The sequence below is a fragment of the Brevundimonas sp. UBA5936 genome (assembly GCA_002430835.1).
Classification (GTDB): Bacteria; Pseudomonadota; Alphaproteobacteria; order Caulobacterales; family Caulobacteraceae; genus Brevundimonas.
The window spans coordinates 1-15,679 of record DJDA01000004.1; the positions used below are offsets into that span (position 1 = coordinate 1).

General features: G+C 65.0%; 23 protein-coding genes and 1 tRNA gene. 13 read left to right on the plus strand and 11 right to left on the minus strand.

Annotation, left to right across the window (positions count from 1 at the left end):
- The first annotated feature begins 125 nt into the window (after nucleotides 1-125).
- A complete protein-coding gene (locus tag B2Y21_RS00405) occupies nucleotides 126-572 on the plus strand; it encodes a DUF305 domain-containing protein (RefSeq protein ID WP_292055874.1) in 447 nt (148 codons plus the stop codon).
- On the opposite strand, the gene B2Y21_RS00410 is transcribed toward B2Y21_RS00405, so the two are convergent.
- Nucleotides 569-1,285 (minus strand): cytochrome b, encoded by a 717-nt coding sequence (locus tag B2Y21_RS00410; protein ID WP_292055876.1) that lies wholly within the window; start codon nucleotides 1,283-1,285, stop codon nucleotides 569-571. The genes B2Y21_RS00405 and B2Y21_RS00410 overlap by 4 nt on opposite strands.
- A complete protein-coding gene (locus tag B2Y21_RS00415) occupies nucleotides 1,282-2,004 on the minus strand; it encodes a cytochrome c oxidase assembly protein (protein ID WP_292055878.1) in 723 nt (240 codons plus the stop codon). The genes B2Y21_RS00410 and B2Y21_RS00415 overlap by 4 nt, the downstream gene beginning before the upstream one ends.
- 112 nt (nucleotides 2,005-2,116) lie before the next feature.
- On the opposite strand from B2Y21_RS00415, the gene B2Y21_RS00420 reads away from it, so the two are divergent.
- Both B2Y21_RS00420 and B2Y21_RS00425 read left to right on the plus strand, forming a co-directional pair.
- Nucleotides 2,117-2,896, plus strand: a complete 780-nt coding sequence (locus tag B2Y21_RS00420; RefSeq protein WP_125901680.1) for a nucleotidyltransferase family protein — start codon at nucleotides 2,117-2,119, stop codon at nucleotides 2,894-2,896.
- Nucleotides 2,880-3,671 (plus strand): metallophosphoesterase family protein, encoded by a 792-nt coding sequence (locus tag B2Y21_RS00425; RefSeq protein ID WP_292055881.1) that lies wholly within the window; start codon nucleotides 2,880-2,882, stop codon nucleotides 3,669-3,671. Before B2Y21_RS00420 ends, B2Y21_RS00425 begins: the two co-directional genes overlap by 17 nt.
- 4 nt (nucleotides 3,672-3,675) lie before the next feature.
- Here B2Y21_RS00425 and B2Y21_RS00430 read toward each other — a convergent pair whose 3' ends face one another.
- Nucleotides 3,676-4,569, minus strand: coding sequence for an SDR family oxidoreductase (locus B2Y21_RS00430; protein ID WP_292055883.1), 894 nt, complete (start codon nucleotides 4,567-4,569; stop codon nucleotides 3,676-3,678).
- A 127-nt stretch (nucleotides 4,570-4,696) separates the two neighbouring features.
- Between B2Y21_RS00430 and B2Y21_RS00435 the strand changes: the two genes are divergently transcribed.
- The 4 genes from B2Y21_RS00435 (at nucleotide 4,697) to B2Y21_RS00450 (ending at nucleotide 7,051) form a co-directional block, all read left to right on the plus strand.
- Nucleotides 4,697-5,800, plus strand: a complete 1,104-nt coding sequence (locus B2Y21_RS00435) for a flavodoxin family protein (protein WP_292055884.1) — start codon at nucleotides 4,697-4,699, stop codon at nucleotides 5,798-5,800.
- Between the two features lie 73 nt (nucleotides 5,801-5,873).
- Nucleotides 5,874-6,068 carry a hypothetical protein gene (locus B2Y21_RS00440; RefSeq protein ID WP_200167860.1) on the plus strand — a complete coding sequence of 65 codons (195 nt, stop codon included), beginning with the start codon at nucleotides 5,874-5,876 and terminating at the stop codon, nucleotides 6,066-6,068.
- A gap of 130 nt (nucleotides 6,069-6,198) precedes the next feature.
- A complete protein-coding gene (locus B2Y21_RS00445; protein ID WP_125901683.1) occupies nucleotides 6,199-6,438 on the plus strand; it encodes a hypothetical protein in 240 nt (79 codons plus the stop codon).
- A 22-nt stretch (nucleotides 6,439-6,460) separates the two neighbouring features.
- The gene (locus B2Y21_RS00450; protein WP_292055888.1) at nucleotides 6,461-7,051 is read left to right on the plus strand and encodes a DUF4142 domain-containing protein; all 591 of its coding nucleotides are present in this window, start codon (nucleotides 6,461-6,463) and stop codon (nucleotides 7,049-7,051) included.
- Between the two features lie 56 nt (nucleotides 7,052-7,107).
- Here the strand turns inward: B2Y21_RS00450 and B2Y21_RS00455 are convergent, their stop codons facing one another.
- Complete coding sequence (locus B2Y21_RS00455) at nucleotides 7,108-7,527, minus strand: DUF6766 family protein (RefSeq protein ID WP_292055890.1); 420 nt, start codon at nucleotides 7,525-7,527, stop codon at nucleotides 7,108-7,110.
- 146 nt (nucleotides 7,528-7,673) lie between these two features.
- Here B2Y21_RS00455 and B2Y21_RS00460 point away from each other — a divergent pair, with 146 nt between their 5' ends.
- A complete protein-coding gene (locus tag B2Y21_RS00460; RefSeq protein WP_125901686.1) occupies nucleotides 7,674-8,174 on the plus strand; it encodes a ferritin-like domain-containing protein in 501 nt (166 codons plus the stop codon).
- 49 nt (nucleotides 8,175-8,223) lie between these two features.
- Here B2Y21_RS00460 and B2Y21_RS00465 read toward each other — a convergent pair whose 3' ends face one another.
- The gene (locus B2Y21_RS00465) at nucleotides 8,224-8,952 is read right to left on the minus strand and encodes a Crp/Fnr family transcriptional regulator (protein WP_292055894.1); all 729 of its coding nucleotides are present in this window, start codon (nucleotides 8,950-8,952) and stop codon (nucleotides 8,224-8,226) included.
- Nucleotides 8,953-9,108: 156 nt separating this feature from the next.
- On the opposite strand from B2Y21_RS00465, the gene B2Y21_RS00470 reads away from it, so the two are divergent.
- From B2Y21_RS00470 to B2Y21_RS00485, 4 genes are all read left to right on the plus strand, one after another.
- A complete protein-coding gene (locus B2Y21_RS00470) occupies nucleotides 9,109-9,297 on the plus strand; it encodes a hypothetical protein (RefSeq protein WP_087141298.1) in 189 nt (62 codons plus the stop codon).
- 97 nt (nucleotides 9,298-9,394) lie between these two features.
- The gene (locus B2Y21_RS00475; protein WP_292055900.1) at nucleotides 9,395-10,156 is read left to right on the plus strand and encodes a Crp/Fnr family transcriptional regulator; all 762 of its coding nucleotides are present in this window, start codon (nucleotides 9,395-9,397) and stop codon (nucleotides 10,154-10,156) included.
- A 368-nt stretch (nucleotides 10,157-10,524) separates the two neighbouring features.
- Nucleotides 10,525-10,917, plus strand: a complete 393-nt coding sequence (locus tag B2Y21_RS00480) for a Crp/Fnr family transcriptional regulator (RefSeq protein WP_292055902.1) — start codon at nucleotides 10,525-10,527, stop codon at nucleotides 10,915-10,917.
- 78 nt (nucleotides 10,918-10,995) lie between these two features.
- Nucleotides 10,996-12,009, plus strand: a complete 1,014-nt coding sequence (locus B2Y21_RS00485) for a DNA topoisomerase IB (protein WP_349679410.1) — start codon at nucleotides 10,996-10,998, stop codon at nucleotides 12,007-12,009.
- Here B2Y21_RS00485 and B2Y21_RS00490 read toward each other — a convergent pair.
- From B2Y21_RS00490 to B2Y21_RS00510, 5 genes are all read right to left on the minus strand, one after another.
- A complete protein-coding gene (locus tag B2Y21_RS00490) occupies nucleotides 12,006-12,611 on the minus strand; it encodes a cysteine hydrolase family protein (protein WP_292055906.1) in 606 nt (201 codons plus the stop codon). The genes B2Y21_RS00485 and B2Y21_RS00490 overlap by 4 nt on opposite strands.
- Nucleotides 12,612-12,805: 194 nt before the next feature.
- The gene (locus B2Y21_RS00495; RefSeq protein ID WP_292055908.1) at nucleotides 12,806-13,045 is read right to left on the minus strand and encodes a hypothetical protein; all 240 of its coding nucleotides are present in this window, start codon (nucleotides 13,043-13,045) and stop codon (nucleotides 12,806-12,808) included.
- Nucleotides 13,045-13,215, minus strand: a complete 171-nt coding sequence (locus tag B2Y21_RS00500) for a hypothetical protein (RefSeq protein WP_292055910.1) — start codon at nucleotides 13,213-13,215, stop codon at nucleotides 13,045-13,047. Before B2Y21_RS00500 ends, B2Y21_RS00495 begins: the two co-directional genes overlap by 1 nt.
- Nucleotides 13,216-13,367: 152 nt before the next feature.
- Nucleotides 13,368-13,562: a hypothetical protein gene (locus B2Y21_RS00505; RefSeq protein ID WP_292055912.1), complete on the minus strand. Its 195-nt coding sequence runs from the start codon at nucleotides 13,560-13,562 to the stop codon at nucleotides 13,368-13,370.
- The gene (locus tag B2Y21_RS00510) at nucleotides 13,552-13,803 is read right to left on the minus strand and encodes a hypothetical protein (RefSeq protein ID WP_292055914.1); all 252 of its coding nucleotides are present in this window, start codon (nucleotides 13,801-13,803) and stop codon (nucleotides 13,552-13,554) included. The genes B2Y21_RS00505 and B2Y21_RS00510 overlap by 11 nt, the downstream gene beginning before the upstream one ends.
- A 152-nt stretch (nucleotides 13,804-13,955) precedes the next feature.
- Between B2Y21_RS00510 and B2Y21_RS00515 the strand changes: the two genes are divergently transcribed.
- A complete protein-coding gene (locus B2Y21_RS00515; RefSeq protein ID WP_292055916.1) occupies nucleotides 13,956-15,485 on the plus strand; it encodes a recombinase family protein in 1,530 nt (509 codons plus the stop codon).
- Between the two features lie 40 nt (nucleotides 15,486-15,525).
- Here B2Y21_RS00515 and B2Y21_RS00520 read toward each other — a convergent pair.
- Nucleotides 15,526-15,602, minus strand: a tRNA-Met gene (locus B2Y21_RS00520).
- Nucleotides 15,603-15,679: the final 77 nt, after the last annotated feature.

Sequence of the window (15,679 nt, forward strand, 5' to 3'; positions counted from 1 at the left end):
GCCCGGCCGCGTCGCGCGAAATCCGCCGCCCCGCTCGTTCCGACGGCGGCTGAACTCCTCGGGAACAGACCACGCACACAGCGATTGGTTGTCTCACGACTAGAACAACCCGGTGGAGGCCGCTGATGCACGCCCACAGCTATCGCAATCTCGCATTCGAACTGCTGATCGACTTCGTCATCATGTATCTGGTGATGTTCACCATGATCGCGACGCTCGATCATTTCCGCTTCAACCTGAACAACGTCTATATGACGCTGATGATGGTCGCGCCCATGGCCGTGGTGATGCTGCTGTCGATGCGCTCGATGTTTCAGAACAGGCGCACCAACTGGATCATCATCGGGATCGCCGCCTTCGTCTTCGCCGCCAGCTTCTACGCAATGCGCACCCAGGCGGCCATTAACGACCAGGAGCTGATCCGCGGCATGATCCCTCATCATTCCGGGGCGATCCTGATGTGCGGAAAGGCCAAGCTGACCGACCCTGAGCTCATCGCCCTGTGCGACGAAATCATCGTCGCTCAAGAGCGGGAGATCGCCCAGATGCAGGCGATCCTGGACCGACTCTAGACCTGGAAGCGGGTGCGGCCGCGCCGCAGCCTCCGAACGGTCGTCGCAACCCTTTTCTCCAGCGCCCGCCATCGCCGCTGCCATCGCGTGCGTCGGGGCCGTAGCTGCGGAACAACCGGCAGCATGGCGTGGAAGACGTCGTCGCGGTCGATCAGATGGTGCTTCAGCGCGGCCCCTGCATGGATCGGGATCATCAGCAGAAGGGCGATGACGAGGCCCCAGTGCATCCACTCGGCCGCCGCCTCGACCGCCCAGAGCTGACGATTCGACAGATCCTGCATCGGCAGCAGCGGCCAGGGAATGAAGCCCGCCGCCGCCAGTTGGGCGTCTCGCGCTGTGGCCGACATCATCGCCCAACCCGACAACGGCAGGCCGAACAGGCAGAGATAGAAGACATAGTGGGTGACGTGGGCGGCCGTGCTTTCCCAGCCCGGCTTGTCCGCGTCATTGATCAGATTCGGCGCGACCAGCCGCCAGGTCAGGCGGCCGATCACCAGCAACAGCATCAGCACGCCGACGGCGAAATGGACCTCATAGGCCGCGACCTTCTCTCCGCCGACCGGCAGCCGGCCCATCCACCAGCCCCAGCCCAACTGGAACACGACCAGACCTGCCATGATCCAGTGAAACCAAATGGCCACGGGAGAATAGCGCCCCTCGTCATGATGACCGGCGGCCCACTCCAGCGCCTGGGCGATCAGCCGGTCGATCATGCCGCCGCCTCGCCCGCCGGCTTCAGCAAACCGTGAATCCGCCACAGGGCCGCCAGCAGGTAGGCCGCCGCCGCCGGCGCCCACATGATGAGCCCGGCCGCCTGCTGATCCTCCAGCGGCGTCATGTTCCAGGCCATGGTGCTGGCGAAATGCGGCGCATAGAGCGGCTGGCCCGCGAACACGATCAAGGCGCCCAGGAGCCCCATCAACAGCATGGCCGCCAGCAGAGCCGCGACGGCCGCATGCCCCCTTGCGCTGCGAACCGCCGCCCAGAACCAGACGGCGCTTCCCAGGATGCTGATCTGCATCAGCCAATAGGTTCCGTCATGCGACAGAGCCTGAGCGTAGGGCTCCGGCGCGTGCCAGGCCCAAAAGACCACCGCCTGCACCGCCGTCGCCGCCGCCAGACGCGGCGATTTCAGCCGAGGCAGGCACAAGGCCAGCAGGGGCGCCGCCGCCAAAACCAACAGCAGGTGATGCAGGGTCCGCGCCATGAACAGGGCGGAGCTCAAGGGGCACAGCGGCGAGATGAAGCCGAGCGCCAGCACCGCCATCGCCGCGCTGAAGCGTCCCCTCTGCTGTTCACGCAGCAGGATCAATCCGGCCGTCGTCGCCACCGCCATCACAGACAACAGGATCAGATCGCCGTTCCACCGCCCGAGCGCCTCGGCGGGATCGGGCGCAGGCCCGCAATAGGGTGTCCAGGCGACGTCGACCATCCTGGGCCAACGCCTCCACGTCGCGACGGTTCACCGGCGTCCGGTCACGCACAGAAACGGAACCGCGTTTCTCCGCACGCCGTTTCCCTGCCCTGTTCAGGAACTTGATCCCATGTCCGACACGGTCGCCGATCCCGCCTTCGAACCACCGCCCGAGGCGCGCGCCTTCTACGAGGAGGCCCTGCGCCTGCTGAAGGAGTCCGGCGTGCCATTCCTGCTGTCGGGCACCTACGCCGTCACGGCCTATACGGGCATCCGTCGTCCTACCAAGGATCTGGACGTCTTCTGCAAGCCCGGCGACTACCCCCGGATTCTGGCCTTCTTCCAGGCGCGCGGCTATCGCACCGACGTCGAGGACGAGCGCTGGATCGCCAAGGTCTGGCAGGACGACAAGCACTTCTTCGACGTCATCTTCGCCATGTCGAACGGCACCATCGCCGTGTCCGACAGCTGGTTCGGGCCGGACCGCATCACCGTCTACGGGCATGAGGTGACGATCACGCCGCCGACCGCCCTGATCCTGTCCAAGGCCTTCATCCAGGACCGCTATCGCTACGACGGCGCCGATGTGAACCACGTCATCCTGAAGCAGGCCGACGCCATCGACTGGAAGTCGCTGCTGGATCAGATGGATCTCTATTGGGAGGTGCTGATGGCGCATCTGCTCAACTTCCGCTTCGCCTATCCGACCGAGCGCGGCCTGGTGCCGGCGTGGCTGATGACGGAGTTGATCGGCCGCCTGCAGGCCCAGGTCGATCTGCCGGCGCCGCGCGTGAAGGTCTGCCGCGGCCGCCTGTTCAGCCCGCGCGACTACATCGCCGACATCTCCGAATGGGGTTTCGGCGACGTGGTGGGCAAGGGCCTGGAGGAACGCCATGACCCCGTCGCCTGAAACCGCCGCCTCCGCCGCTGAAGGCCAGACGCCTCAACCGGGCATGGAAGCCGGACCGAAGAAGAAGCTGCGCGTCGCCGCCGTCGGCGACCTGCATGTCGGCGAGACCTCGCATCGCGCCTATCGCGACCTGTTCGACCGGGTGCATGAAGACGCGGACGTGCTGTGCCTGTGCGGCGACCTGGTCAATTTCGGCAAGACGGTCGAGGTGGAGAACCTGCTGGAGGATCTGCGCGCCTGCCGCATCCCCATGGTCGGCGTCCTCGGCAATCACGAGCATGAGTGCGGCCAACCGCAGGAAGTCATCCGCATGCTGACCGAGGCCGGGGTCAAGATGCTGACCGGCGAGGCCTATGAGATCGACGGCGTCGGCTTCGCCGGAGGCAAGGGCTTCGTCGGCGGCTTCGGCCGCTACATGCTCAGCTCCTTCGGCGAGGCCTCTATCAAGACCTTCGTCAATGAGGCGGTTGAGGACGCCAATCTCATCGAAAATTCGATCCGAACGCTGCGGACCGAGCGGAGCGTGGTTCTGCTCCACTACGCCCCGGTGGTGGATACGGTGATCGGCGAGCCGCCGGAGATCCACGCCTTCCTCGGCTCGTCGCGCCTGGCCGAGGTCGTCGATCGCTATGAGAACGTCAAGCTGGTGCTGCACGGCCATGCGCATCGCGGCGCGCCGGAAGGCCGCACGGCGCGCGGCGTCCCGGTCTACAATGTCGCCCTGCCCGTGCTGCGGACGATGGGCGATACGCCCTATCGCGTGTTCGAGGTCTGAAAGCTCAGGCGATCCCGGCGCCGCCGGTGACGCCCCAGACCTCGCCCGTGACGAAGCTCGCCTCCTGCGAGGCCAGCAGCACGTAGACCGGCGCGATCTCGATCGGCTGACCCGGACGTTCGAAGGCGCTGTGAGCGCCGAATTTCTCGACCTTCTCCTGCGGCTGGCCGCCGCTGGGCTGCAGAACCGTCCAGAAGGGGCCCGGCGCCACGGCGTTCACCCGCACGCCTTTCTCGATCAGCTGCTTCGCCAGGGCCTTGGTGTAGGTGACGATCCCGCCCTTAGTGGTGGCGTAGTCCAACAGGATGTCCGACGGCTCATAGGCCTGGATCGAGGCGGTGGTGATGACCGCCGCGCCCGGCGGCAGATGGGGCGCCGCCGCCTGACACAGCCAGTGCAGGGCGTAGAGGTTGGTCTTCAGCGTAGCGTCGAAATCCTCGGTCGAGACTTCACCCACGTCCTCGCGAAACTGCTGTCGGCCCGCGTTGACGACCAGGATGTCCAGACCGCCGAAGGCCTCGAGCGTGCGCGCCACCATGGTCGCATTCCACGCCTCGTCACGCACGTCGCCGGGCAAGGCCAACGCCTTGACGCCTTCGGCCTCGATCAGGGCGATCACCTCGCGCGCGTCGGCCTCCTCTGAGGGAAGATAGGAAATCGCGACATCGGCGCCTTCGCGGGCGTAGGCGACAGCGATCGCGCGACCGATGCCGGAATCGCCCCCCGTTATCAGGGCGCGGCGCCCCTTCAACCGCCCATGGCCCCGATAGCTTTCCTCGCCATGATCGGGCTTGGGCTCCATCTTCGCGACCAGACCCGGCGCCGGCTGCGGCTGCCGTGGAAACGGCGGACGCGGATACTGATGGCGAGGATCCTGCATTGTCAGGCGGTCGGACATGACGGCTCCTGTAGACATGTGAAGGGCATGCCTTCCTAAGTCCCCCCCTGTCCGCGCGTTCCCCTCCTGCGGCGGAACGTCGTGTTCAGCCGCGACGTTTCCGACGCACCCGAGCAGGAGAAGCCGCATGCCAGATCCCGTTCCCCAAGCTCTATCCGTCCCTGAGCCGCGCAAGGGCATGCCCAGCCCAGAACTGGACCGTACAACCTTTGAAACCCGCTTCCGCAGCCGGTTCGCGGACCCCGCCTTCGACCCTCTGCGCGACGAGATCGACCGCCTGGCCGCCGCAGCCTGGGACGGCTACATCGGGGGTCGAAAATCGCCGCTGACACGCCCCGCCGGTCCGAGCTTCGCCGAGCCGGACTATGAACTGGCTCTGGACTGGCTGGACGCTCACGCGGCCCTCCGCGCCGCCGAGGCGCAGCATGACGACGCCGCCGGGCCCTCGCGCATCCTGATCATCAACGCCTCCAGCCGTTCCGAGCACACCTGCCCCGGCGAAATGTCCAAGAGTTGGCGGCTGGTCCAGATCGCCCGCGAGGTGGTTGAGAGGCGCGCGGGCATGGCGGCAGAAATCCTCGACCTGTCGCGGTTGGCGTCGGAATACGGCCGGGAAATTCATCCCTGCAAGGCCTGCTTCTCCACAGCAGCGGCCCTCTGCCATTGGCCGTGCAGTTGCTATCCCAACTACAGCCTGGGCCAGGTCCACGACTGGATGAATGACATCTATCCAATGTGGGTCCGCGCGCACGGCGTCCTGATCGTCACCCCGGTCAACTGGTATCACGCCTCCAGCCCTTTCAAGCTGATGATGGACCGGCTGGTCTGCGCCGACGGCGGCAATCCAGATCCCACGACGACGCACGGCAAGACCGTCGCCCTGGCCAAGGCGCTTGAACTGGCCGACTGGCCCTATCCCCGTCACCTGGCGGGTCGGCGTTTCGCCCTGGTCGTCCATGGCGATGTAGAAGGCGCGGAAAACGTGCGCCGCTCCCTGTCCGACTGGCTGGTCTCGATGAAGCTGTCGCCCGCCGGCGCCGACGCGGAGATCGACCGCTACATCGGCTATTGGGAGCCCTACGCCACCAGCCACGACGCCCTCGACCGCGACCGGGCCGTTCAGGATGAGGTGCGGCTGGCGGCGGAAGAGCTGGCGAGGGCTGTTCTGGCCTGGCGCAACGACGCCTCAAAGCCCCCTGAGCCAGCTCACGAACCGCCGCGCCAGAAATAGAGAGCCGACCGGGACCGTATGGAACAGGCACCGCTCCTCTTCCTTCTCCTTCCAGTACGAAAGGAGTTCGCCCTTGCCTCTCGCGAACAAGGAAAAGCCCCCAATCCTGCGACGCCCCAGACGGCTGCTGATCCTTGTCGGCGTCCTCCTGGTCCTGTTGTTCATCGTCTATCTGGCCACGGCGGCAACCGGCTTTCTCCGCACCGAAACCAAGGTTCCCGATCCACGAATGACGGGAGCTGAGGCGCCGCTGGAGCGTGTCATGTGACGGCGTGTTCAGGCTTGAGCGTTTGGAACACCCCCGCGCCCCGCCGCTTAACTTCCTGTCACAGGGAGGAAAAAAGACATGACCGATCGCCCTCGTCGCCCACCGCGCCCCCTCACCCTGGGAGGCCGACATGCGTTTCTATGAAGTCGTGGTCGGCAGCGACAGCGGCCCTCAGCGACGCCTGCGGGTCGCTTCGCCCACCGATGTCCAGGCCGCCGACGCCGCCGCGCCCCTGATGCGCGCGCAGGAGGCCATCCTATCAATCCGCGAAACGCCGGACGACGGCCTGCAGCAGGTCGATGCGCCTCCGCCTCAGACCCAGGCGCAAGAACTGGCGCCCGTCACCCCTGGCGTGGCCGCCAAGCCCTGATCTTACCCAAGGAGTTCAAATGATGATGAAGCAAACCGTCGCCGTCCTGGCCGTATCGGCCGCCGCCCTCACCCTCGCCGCCTGCAACCAGCAGCAAGGTTCCGAAGCCGTCGATAAGGCGCAGGATGCCGTTTCCGAACCGGTCGGTCAGACCTCGGCCGCGACCATGGGCGCCAATATGGTCAGCGCCTATGTGCCCAACGCCGCCATGGGCGACATGTACGAGATCCAGGCCGCCGACATCGCCATGGAGCGATCGAAGAACGCCCAGGTCAAAGAACTGGCCCAGATGATCAAGACCGACCACGCGGCCGCCTCCACCGCCCTGAGGGCCGCCGCCGGACAGGCTGCGCCTGACACGACCTTGCCGACCGAGCTCGACCAACGCCGCAAGGGCCTGATCGACAACCTGCGCTCAGCCTCGACTGCGGACTTCGATAAGATCTACGTCGATCAACAGGTCGCCGCCCATGAGGAGGCCGTCACCCTTCACCGCGGCTTCTCCGACAAGGCGGACGTTCCCGCCTTGGCGGAGCATGCGCGCAACGTCCTGCCCAAGATCGAAGCCCATCTTGAGCGGGCCAAGCAGTTGCAAGCCAGCCTGGGTCGCTGACGCCGAGCCTTGGTGCACGACGCTATCAGGGGCGGACGACAGTCCGCCGCTTCTTCCTATTCGGCAGCGGGCTTCCGCACCGCATAAGGCGGGTCCAGATGAATGCTCGCGTGGCCGTGACGACGCAGATGGCTGGCGTCGATCTCCTCAATCAGCGCCGCGCCGCGTTCGTGATCGACCAATTCCAGCAGAGCGTCGATCTTGGCCTCCATCCGGTCGTCGTTCTCCTTGGACGACGGCGAGCCGACATAGAGAAAGTAGGCCAGCCCCACGACCTGCCAGATCAGTTGCAGGAACTCGGACTGCCAGTTCTCGAAGGTGTCCCGCCCCATCTCCATCAGATAGGGCGTCAGTTGCGCCGCCTGTCCGTGGTCGCGGGCCTCGTTCACATAGGCGGCCCAGCCAAAGCCCCAATGCAAGACGATGGAAATGGTGAAGAAGGCCAGAGTGATCCAGCCATAGGCGTACTTCTTCATGTCGCGCTCCTACACTCTGAAATCGGCAGAAGAGTTCGTGGGCCTGTGCGTTCCGTGGCGCTCAGCGCTGTCCATATCCGAACACTAGGAACGCGCTTGTGCGCCCGCCGCTTCGCAGGCTCCCCATTCTTTTTCAGGAGAGCCCCATGCCCGAGAAAACGCTGCAAACCCTCTTCCACGACACCTTGCGCGACATCTATTACGCCGAGCGCAAGATCCTGAAGTCCCTGCCGAAAATGGCGCGCGCCGCCCAGTCGCCCGACCTCAAGGCAGCCTTCGAAAAGCACCGCGAGCAGACTGAAGGCCAGATCGAACGCCTGCAGCAGGTGTTCGAGATCATCGGCAAGCCCGCGCGCGGCAAGACCTGCGACGCCATCGAAGGCATCCTGGCCGAAGGCGACGAAATCGCCGAGGAGTACAAGGACACGGCAGCGCTCGACGCCGGTCTGCTGGCCGCCGCCCAGGCGGTCGAACATTATGAGATCACCCGCTATGGCACGCTCAAGCGCTGGGCCGAGGTGATGGGACTGAAGGACGCCGTCAAACTGCTGGACGAGACCCTTCAGGAAGAAAGCCAGACGGACGAGGATCTGACGGCCATCGCCGACGCCGCAATCAACGCCGAGGCGTTGCAGCCCGCCGCCTGAACTCCATCCGGCCCTGCCGCCTGATCAGCGGCGGGGCCGTAACCCGGCGCTAAACCGGCAGTCGCTCCAGCCGCAGATAGGAGGGATTGAACTCGGCCGCGCTCGCCAGACGATCCCACTCGAGAATACGAACTTCCGATCCGGTCCACTCCAGCCAGCCCGCCTCGCGCATGACCTTCAGCGTACGGTTCACGTGCACGGCGGACATGCCGAGCAGATCCGCAATCTCCGCCTGGATAATGGGAAAACGAAAGACGCCGTCGCGCGCCAGGCCCACGGCTTCCAGGCGCGCGTAGATTTCACAGACCAACAGGGCGGTCCGCTCCAGCGCCTCCTGTCGACCTAGGGCCAGCAGCCATTCACGGTGCATGGCGGCGTCCACCACCGTCTCCAGCCATAACAAGCGCGTCAAATGCGGGTGCTCTTCCGTCAGTTTGCGCAGGCGTTCATGCGGCGCCTCGGCGATGAGACAGTCGGACAGCGCACGCACGCCATGGTCGACGCGCTTCAGAACAAAGCCGTGCAGGTCGATGAAGTCTCCGGGCAGGTTGATCTGAGTATACTGCCGCCGTCCGTCGCTCAGATCGCGATAGCGCGCGCAGAAGCCGTCGATGACGAGGCTGGAATGATCGACCAACGCATCCTGAGTGACGATGTCGCTGCCGGCGGGCTTCAACACGACATGGGTCAGCACGCTCCTGAGCGCCTGCCTTTCGCCATCCGTAATGACGTCGCGTCGTTGCAGCTTGTTTTCCAGCAAACGGCTGTGGTCGTGCATTGTGGTTCCCTGTGGCCTGGCGCGACCACAACGCCGAATCTTCGCGAATGTTGCCATCGGCTCGAACAGCCGAGGTTCCACAGCGCCTCAAAGGCGACACAATGAACCCCTCAGGGCGCAACCGCATTGCCTTCCCGTAACAGGGGAGTTTGTATCATGAATAGAACACCAGTCATCGAGCGGGCCTTCGAACTCGCGCGCAGCGGCCGCTTCCGCATACCCAGCGAAGTCCGCAAGGCCTTGATCTCGGATCGTTATACCCAGGCCGAACTTTTCCAGCTCGAGGGCAAGGCCACGTGGCGCCAACTGCGCACCCTCTGCTCGGATTCCTATTACCGCGCCTGACGGCTTCCGCTCCCGGCGCCGCAAGCGTCACCGTCAAGCCCTTGGACTAACCTATGTAAAGAACGAAACACCCTCGGCCGTGCTGTTGGTCAGAGGGATGAAGAATCAGTCTTATCAAGATGATGTAGACATAGCCGCGGCGTCGCTGGAGCGGATGCTGTTCAGCTTCGCCGTGCTGTCGCCTGGCGACATCGAACGCATCCGTAGCTGGTTTCACGGTCCTGCCATGGTTCACCCGCCCGGCGGCGCTGTTTCCCTTCATCCGGAACGCAAGGACGCCCGTGTGGTGGCGCGCGGCTGGATCGCCCGCGGCGCCATGCTGGAAGACGGCCGTCGTCAGATCGTGGGTCTCAGCCTGCCCGGCGACGTCATCCTGGCCGCCGACGTCGTGGACGCCGACATGGCGGTCTGGGCGCTGACCGACGCCTCCACCCTTGACGCCTCCCTGCTGTGGGCGGCGATTTCCGAAGGCGTAGACGTCAGCCCGCGTCTTCTGGAAGCCTGGCGGCATTTTCGCTCGGCGGAGCGCCTGCGGCTGGCGCGGCATGTCATTCGGCTGGGTCGGCTCAGCGCCTATGAGCGAACGGCGCACCTTCTGTTGGAGTTGTACGAGCGGCAAAGCCGTCTCGGCGCGGCGGAACCCGGCGTCCTTCACCTGCCTCTCACCCAGGACATGCTCGCAGACATCCTGGGCCTCAGCGCCGTGCACATGAACCGGACGCTGCAGCAACTTCGGCGAGCAGGCCTGGTCGACTACCGGACGGGACGGGCCGTCCTGCCTGACCTGCAGGGCCTGGCCTTGGCCGCAGGCCTCAGCATCGCCGACGATCTCGCGGATGCGCCGCCCAGCCGCGACTAACCCATGTGAGTGGCGATCTGCGGCAGCCATGGCAGGGCTTCTGGTCAGGAGGCCCCATGCCTGCAGATTCCGCCGCCATTCTATCCCCGTCCGCCCCACCTCACGGCCGCCCCCGGCCCAGCATCCGTGATCACCCGGTCTATCGCGTCCTGCCGCCGGATGCCCAGCAGCGCCTGACCGCCGAGGGAACAGAGGTTGATCTCCCAGGCGACGCGCAGCCTCCTCTGGACAGGGAGCATCTCTGGTTCGTCCTGTCCGGGGTTCTCGGCGCCTTTCCAACCGGAAGTGAAGTCTGTGTCGCGCCTATCGTATCGGGCGCCGTCTACGGTTGGGATCACGCTCTGGGCTCTAGCGGCAGCCGCGCCGACGTGCGGCCGCTGCTGGATGTTCGGCTGTTCCGCGTTCCCGCCGCGGCCGCCCGCGAGGCGCTCGGTTATGATTGGCTATCGCGCTTCATCGCCCTTCAGGCGGTTCAACGCCTGACGCTTCTGGAACAGGAAGCCGCCTGCAACGCCTCCCATCGCGTGTCGGAGCGTCTGGCCAAGTGGCTGCTTCGTCTGCACCATGGCGGCAACGGTGCGCCGCTTCGCCTGAAGCAGGCCCAGCTAGCCGCCATGCTCGGCGTCCAGAGAACCAGCATCAACGCCGCCGCCAGCAACCTGCAAGCGATGGGCGCGGTGCGCTTCAGCCGCGGCAAGGCGTCGATTCTGGACGCGGGAAGTCTCTCCGACCTTTCATGCCGGTGCGGCGCGATGAACTGAGAGCACGGCCGCGCGCAAAAGGGAGCCGGAGGCAGGGCCTGGCGTTGCCTAGACTTAGACCCAGCAAGGGCCGTGACGATGTCGACAAACGTGATCAATCCGCCGCCTTCCGGCGGACTCGTCTGGTCCAGCAACGAGAGCCCAGGCCTTACGCGCCGCCGGATCGGGAGAGGTTTTTGCTATCGTGATCCAAAGGGGCGCCTGATCCGTGAGCGGAGCATCCTGATGCGGATCGACGCCCTAGCCATTCCGCCGGCGTGGCAGGACGTCTGGATTTGTCCCGACCCAAACGGCCATATCCAGGCGACTGGGCGCGATACGCGCGGTCGCAAGCAGTACCGCTATCATGCCGACTGGACGGCCCGCGCCGCCTCGCACAAATTTGCGCGTTTGCCAGATTTCGCCCGACGCCTGCCGCGACTGCATGACCGAGTGGAGAACGACCTTTCGCGACGCGGGCCGTGCAAGGAAAAGGTGCTGGCCTCGGCGGTTCGTTTGCTGGAAATCACCCTCATCCGCGTCGGCAACGCCGCCTATACCCGCCAGAATCGTAGTTTCGGCCTGACGACCCTGCGCAAGCGGCACTTGGAGGTCGACGGCTCGGCCCTGACCTTCGAGTTCAGGGGCAAGAGCGGCAAAGAACACCGGGTCAAGGTCAGCGACCGTCGACTGGCGCGCGTCATGCGCGGCCTGGAAGGCCTCCCGGGCCAGCATCTGTTCAAATACCGCGACGCAGAGGGCGAGCTGTGGGCGATCAGTTCAGACGACGTGAACGCCTATATCCGCGAGGCCATGGGCGATCAGTTCTCCGCCAAGGACTTCCGCACCTGGGCGGCCACCGTCGCCGCCGCCCGCGCCTTCTACGAAATGGCCCCGCCCACGTCCCAGACCGAGGCGCGGCAAAACATCTCGACCTGCATGAAGGCGGTCGCGAGCCTGCTGGGCAACACGCCGACGGTCTGTCGGGCGTCCTATGTCCATCCGCGCGTGATTGAGCTTTATGAATCCGGAACCATCACGACCTGTCTGCCGGATCCAAACGCCCAGAGTTTCGATTCAAGGCTATCGCGACTGCTGAGCGAACCTTCCTAGGCCCACATCTCGAGCCCCTCGTCGCACTCCGCCGTCTCGATCTGCTGGCCGAAGCGGTCATGATAGAGAGCCAACAAGGCGTCGTGCGACTGGTCCGAGGAACTGCACAGGGCGTCCGAAACCACCACCACGCGAAAGCCCATATCCACGGCGCCGAGGACAGTCGCCAGCACGCACATATCGGTCTCGGCGCCCGTCACCACCAGGGTGTCGACCCGGCTGGCCATCAGAGCCGACGCCAGACCCGTGTTGAGCCAGGGGGAATAGCGGGACTTGTCCAACACCCTGGCGGGCGGGGTGAAGACCTGCAGTTCGGGCAGAAGCTCCACACGTTCTTCACCCAGATTCTCAAGCGTCATCGACGCCCATCGCCGCCAGTACCGCCTCCACGTCCCCTCCCCCTCTCTCGGCGAACGGGCGGGGATGAACCGGGTGAAACAGGTGCGTTCGGCCTTGCGCTCGCACAGACGCACGACGACTGGCAGGACACGCGCCATCCACGGCGTGCGCCATGCCGTGTCCTCCGCGAATAGTCTTTGCATGTCCACGCACAGATGGACGGCGTTTGCGGCTATGGGGCCGAAATGGATACCGGAAACCATACCGGCCCAAAGCGCAGGCCTCTGGCGGGTTCCCCCGTCTAGTCGCAAGCCTTCCTGTCTATCGCCGCCATGCGCAAACTAGCCTCTTTTCCAAATGACCGCTTAGAACCAGGAACGCTTAAGACTTGGGATGACGCCCGCTCGGTAGCGATTGGGGAGCAGTCTCCCCCTGGCTATCAAACAGACCCATAGTCTTATCCTCTCGCCCTTGCATCTCGCTGGGCGAGGAGTCGCGCCAAGCTGAGCGCCAAAGGCATCAACAAGCGCTCCTCATCGGTTGCCTCGGTAAGCATCGACGCCTCCCGGCGGGCCTCGGCGCGACGCCAGAGCTCATCATCCAAGGTCGCCGCCAGCGGCAAAACCGGTTGGACGCAATCGTCATTCGACGGCGAAGGATTCGTCGCCTCGGAATGGTCGATGGATTGGATCGCCATCACTCAGTCTCCGGCTGGACGCGACGCATGTGGAAGTGATCCGGATCATTAGGATCGACTTCCAGGATCATGTCGTAGACCACGCCATCGCAAATTATCTGCGTGCGGACGCCGGCCTCTTGAGTGGGTTCTGCAGGCTGCTCAGCGGGGGAAGCGGGATTCTCGGTCATTTGTATTTCCAGTAGGGGGCACCGCCGTTGAGCGTGGCGAGGCGACGACAGGCAGTTGGATTTCGGGGCGCACGTCATCGGCTTCGCGTGAGAGCGCGAATGACGACGTGCCGGATTGTTGGGGGTGGTCGGCCGCTGAACGCGGCCGCGGTTCAGTCGCCGACCGCGGGCACGGCGCGCTGACGCGCCAGCCGCGCCAGGGCGCGGATCGTCGGCAGGAGGAGCGAGACGGCCGCTTCGCAGGGCACCGTCGACGCGTCGCCAATCCAGGGAGGGATCAACGGCCGCGCCGGCCTACGGCGGTCCGGCCGCGGCGACAGGCGGATGACGTTGGCGTCAGCCGTCATGAGCGAGCACCAGCTGAATGCGATGGCTGGGCACAAGCGCCTCGACGATCAACGGATAGCCGTCCTCTTCGATGATGAGGTGCCCGACCAGGGCCCGCTCGCGACGCAACTGCTCGCTGACCGCGGACAGATCCACAGCCTCCAGACGCATCCGCAGCGCCTCACCGCCCATCAGCCGGACGGAATATTCTTTATGTTCCGGGGCATCGGCGCCAGCCAAGCCCCAATGGGCGACGCGCATAAGCACTCCACGGGGTTGAAAGTTCCCGCAGGGTGCGCTACGCAGCCAACAATATCAAGCGATAAACACAATACGCCTTATCTGTTTATATAAGGCACCACGACAGGCCCCGTCAACCCCCTTTTTGCAGAAAACTTCAAACCGGATTTCCCTTGGTTCTTCCACCTAAGAAACGCGCCCTCTACGGCCGCCACTCCACTGACCTGCAAAACGCGCGATCGACCGCCGATCAGATCGCGCTTCTGCGCGAGGCCAGCCGCGCCGAGCGCGTCACAGACGTCCTCGTGTTTACGGACGAGGCAGTTTCCGGCAGCGCGATCGCCAACCGCCCCGGATTGCGCGCGCTCCTCGCCGCCGTGGAGCGCGGCGAAGTCAGCGACGTCATGGCCGAAGCGCTCGACCGACTTTCGCGCGACCAGGAGGACATCGCCCACATCTATAAGCGCCTGCTTTACGCCGGCGCCGTCCTGAAGACCCTGACTGAAGGCCCAATCGACAGGATTCACATCGGGCTGAAGGGCACGATGAACGAACTCTTCCTGCACGACCTGGCGGTGAAGACGCGCCGAGGCCTTGTCGCACGGGTGAACGCGGGCTTCTCTGGCGGCGGCCGTTGCTATGGCTACGACATCATCGGCAAGGGCGAACTTCAGCCCAACCTCCATCAGGCCGGCGTGATCCATTCGATCTTCGCGCGTTATGCCGACAAGGAATCGCCTCGCGCCATCGCCCACAGCCTGAACGCGGCAGGCGAGCCCGGACCGCGAGGCGGAACATGGACGCCGTCAACCATCCACGGCGACCGCCGCACCGGCGACGGCATCCTGCACCAGGAACTCTATATAGGCGTGCGGGTGTTCAATCGGCGTCGCTACCGCAAAAACCCCGACACCGGACGCCGCTCATCGGTCCTGAATCCGCCGGAGAACTGGATCCGCCAGCCCGTTCCGGAACTGCGCATCATTGATGATGAACTCTGGGCGCGGGTGCAGAGCCGCAAAGCGGAACTGTCCGCCCTGCCCGCCGCCCAGGGCCGCAAGCCGAAACGCCTTCTGTCCGGCCTGATGAAATGCAAGCAGTGCGGATTCAGCATGACCCTGAACGGCAGCAAGTATAACTGCAGCGGCCACCGTGAACGCGGCACCTGCACCAATGGCAAGATCATCGCCGCCGCGACAGTGGAGAAGCGCGTCCTCACCGGCATCAAGACCCACCTGCTGTCGCCGGAAGCCATCGCGGAGGCCGTCAGAGCCTTTCACGCCGCGGCGGACGCGGAGCGCCGCGCGCTTCAGGTCGAACGGGCGCCGCTGGAACGCGAACTGTCGGAGATCGAGCGCAAACTGAAGCGCGCGCAGGCCATGTGCCTGGACGGCGCGATCGAGACGGACGAACTGAAGACGATCAGCGCCCCGCTGAAGACCCGTCGGAGCGAGATCCAGGCCCGACTGGCGGCCGACGCCGCCCCCTCAGTGATCCAGTTGCACCCCGGCGCCGCCGAAGCCTATCGACGGCTGGCGGAAAACCTGCACCAGGCCATCGAGGGCGAGGACGGCGAGGAAGTGCGGGCGGAACTGCGCAAACTGATCGACCGGGTGGATTTCATCCCGGTAGCGGGCCTGGGCAAGTTCCAGTTGGAGGTCCACGGCAGCCTGGCGGCGCTGCTGGCGCTGGGTCAGGCCTAGAAAGCAGAAAACCCCACAGGGGGTGCCTGTGGGGTATCACTGGGTGAGGGAGTAGGATCTGAACCCACGACCTTCAGGTTATGAGCCTGACGAGCTACCGGGCTGCCCCATCCCGCGGCACGGCGGTGAGTAAAGGAAGAAGGATCGACAAGTCATTAATGTGTGCCGGGCAGACCCGGCGGCGACATAGTCTC

Excerpts from the sequence above, each read along its gene's own strand:
- B2Y21_RS00420 (WP_125901680.1), top strand. The coding sequence starts at position 2,117 with ATGTCCGACACGGTCGCCGATCCCGCCTTCGAACCACCGCCCGAGGCG.
- B2Y21_RS00450 (WP_292055888.1), top strand. The coding sequence starts at position 6,461 with ATGATGAAGCAAACCGTCGCCGTCCTGGCCGTATCGGCCGCCGCCCTC.
- B2Y21_RS00405 (WP_292055874.1), top strand. The coding sequence starts at position 126 with ATGCACGCCCACAGCTATCGCAATCTCGCATTCGAACTGCTGATCGAC.
- B2Y21_RS00435 (WP_292055884.1), top strand. The coding sequence starts at position 4,697 with ATGCCAGATCCCGTTCCCCAAGCTCTATCCGTCCCTGAGCCGCGCAAG.
- B2Y21_RS00490 (WP_292055906.1), bottom strand. The coding sequence starts at position 12,611 with ATGGTTTCCGGTATCCATTTCGGCCCCATAGCCGCAAACGCCGTCCAT.
- B2Y21_RS00500 (WP_292055910.1), bottom strand. The coding sequence starts at position 13,215 with ATGACCGAGAATCCCGCTTCCCCCGCTGAGCAGCCTGCAGAACCCACT.
- B2Y21_RS00425 (WP_292055881.1), top strand. The coding sequence starts at position 2,880 with ATGACCCCGTCGCCTGAAACCGCCGCCTCCGCCGCTGAAGGCCAGACG.
- B2Y21_RS00460 (WP_125901686.1), top strand. The coding sequence starts at position 7,674 with ATGCCCGAGAAAACGCTGCAAACCCTCTTCCACGACACCTTGCGCGAC.
- B2Y21_RS00410 (WP_292055876.1), bottom strand. The coding sequence starts at position 1,285 with ATGATCGACCGGCTGATCGCCCAGGCGCTGGAGTGGGCCGCCGGTCAT.
- B2Y21_RS00445 (WP_125901683.1), top strand. The coding sequence starts at position 6,199 with ATGCGTTTCTATGAAGTCGTGGTCGGCAGCGACAGCGGCCCTCAGCGA.
- B2Y21_RS00495 (WP_292055908.1), bottom strand. The coding sequence starts at position 13,045 with ATGGCGATCCAATCCATCGACCATTCCGAGGCGACGAATCCTTCGCCG.
- B2Y21_RS00470 (WP_087141298.1), top strand. The coding sequence starts at position 9,109 with ATGAATAGAACACCAGTCATCGAGCGGGCCTTCGAACTCGCGCGCAGC.
- B2Y21_RS00510 (WP_292055914.1), bottom strand. The coding sequence starts at position 13,803 with ATGCGCGTCGCCCATTGGGGCTTGGCTGGCGCCGATGCCCCGGAACAT.
- B2Y21_RS00465 (WP_292055894.1), bottom strand. The coding sequence starts at position 8,952 with ATGCACGACCACAGCCGTTTGCTGGAAAACAAGCTGCAACGACGCGAC.
- B2Y21_RS00455 (WP_292055890.1), bottom strand. The coding sequence starts at position 7,527 with ATGAAGAAGTACGCCTATGGCTGGATCACTCTGGCCTTCTTCACCATT.
- B2Y21_RS00485 (WP_349679410.1), top strand. The coding sequence starts at position 10,996 with ATGTCGACAAACGTGATCAATCCGCCGCCTTCCGGCGGACTCGTCTGG.
- B2Y21_RS00430 (WP_292055883.1), bottom strand. The coding sequence starts at position 4,569 with ATGTCCGACCGCCTGACAATGCAGGATCCTCGCCATCAGTATCCGCGT.
- B2Y21_RS00475 (WP_292055900.1), top strand. The coding sequence starts at position 9,395 with ATGAAGAATCAGTCTTATCAAGATGATGTAGACATAGCCGCGGCGTCG.
- B2Y21_RS00505 (WP_292055912.1), bottom strand. The coding sequence starts at position 13,562 with ATGACGGCTGACGCCAACGTCATCCGCCTGTCGCCGCGGCCGGACCGC.
- B2Y21_RS00415 (WP_292055878.1), bottom strand. The coding sequence starts at position 2,004 with ATGGTCGACGTCGCCTGGACACCCTATTGCGGGCCTGCGCCCGATCCC.